Source organism: Kineosphaera limosa NBRC 100340 (assembly GCF_000298215.1).
GTDB lineage: Bacteria > Actinomycetota > Actinomycetes > Actinomycetales > Dermatophilaceae > Kineosphaera > Kineosphaera limosa.
In genome coordinates, this window is record NZ_BAHD01000156.1 from 1 (window position 1) to 1,437 (window position 1,437).

A 1,437-nucleotide genomic window follows, 5' to 3' on the forward strand; every position below is an offset into this window, starting at 1 on the left:
GGGTGCTGGTCACCAGGTTCGGCATGACTGAATGCCCCTGTCGTTCGGATGATCCGGGGGGTGTTGTCACCGGGCCTGGTGGCGTCGGTGTGACCGCTGATAGGGACAGGGCCAGCGCTGTGGCGTGAGGTCTCTTCGTAACGTGGGTGCCGGCTGCTGACGCCCCGACCGTGGCCAGCGTTGCTGTCACCGCGACGATGAGGAGACACCCGATGCACGGATTGCCTGAACGGGACTACAAGGTCTGGCTGGGCCTGGACGTCGGCAAGGGCGAGCACCATGCCTGTGCCCTGGATCGCGCCGGCAAGCGGGTCCACGACAAGCCGCTGCCGCAGGACGAAGCGCGTTTGCGGGCACTGTTCGACTCTCTGGCCGTGCACGGGCCGGTGCTGGTCATCGTCGACCAGCCGGCCTCGATCGGCGCGCTGCCCGTGGCCGTCGCCCGCGCGGCGGGCCTGGACGTTGCGTATCTGCCCGGGCTGGCGATGCGCCGCATCGCGGACCTGCACCCGGGCAACGCCAAGACCGACGCCCGGGACGCGTACGTGATCGCCGAGGCTGGACGCACGATGCCGCACACGCTGCGTCGAGTCGATCTGAACGACGAGGCCCTGGCCGATCTGGAAGTCATCGTCGGCTTCGATGACGACCTGGCCGGCGAGGTCACCCGCGTCGCCAACCGCATCCACGGCCTGCTCACCCAGATCCACCCCGCACTCGAACGCGCCCTGGGGCCGCGGCTGCAGCACAAAGCCGTTCTGGAGCTGCTGGCCCGCTTCGGCGGCCCGACCGGACTGCGCGCCGCCGGACGCCGGCGGCTGTTGGCCGTAGCCCGACCCCGCGCGCCCCGCTCCTACGAGCGCATCGTCAACGACATCCAGACCGCCCTGGACCAGCAGACCGTGCTCGTGCCCGGCACCAAGGCCGCCGAAGTGGTCCTGCCCAAGCTCGCCGGCCAGCTCGCCGACCTGCTCCAACAGCGTGCTGACGCCGCGGCCCAGGTCGAGGAGATGCTCGATGCGCACCCTCTTTCCCAGGTCCTGATCTCGATGCCCGGCATCGGCATCAGGACCGCAGCCCGCATCCTGCTCGAGGTCGGCGACGGCAGCGCCTTCCCCACCCCCGGCCACCTGGCCGCCTACGCCGGCCTCGCGCCAGTGACGCGACGCTCGGGCTCCTCGATCCGGGGCGAGCACCCCAGCCGTAGCGGGAACAAGAACCTCAAACGCGCGCTCTTCCTGTCCGCCTTCGCGGCCCTGCACGACCCCACCAGCCGCGCCTACTACGACCGCAAACGAGCCCAAGGCAAACGGCACAACGCCGCCCTCATCTGCCTCGCACGACGCCGCTGCGACGTCATCTACGCCATGCTCCGCGACGGCACCCTCTACCACTCACCCGCGCCCGCAGCCGCTTGACAAAGACCATAGGGACACC

Annotated in this window: 1 protein-coding gene; it reads left to right on the top strand. The window is 70.1% G+C overall.

Translation table 11 applies throughout. From position 1 onward, the window contains the following. Window positions 1-212 precede the first annotated feature (212 nt). Complete coding sequence (locus KILIM_RS21825) at window positions 213-1,418, top strand: IS110 family RNA-guided transposase (RefSeq protein WP_006594939.1); 1,206 nt, start codon at window positions 213-215, stop codon at window positions 1,416-1,418. Window positions 1,419-1,437 lie beyond the last annotated feature (19 nt).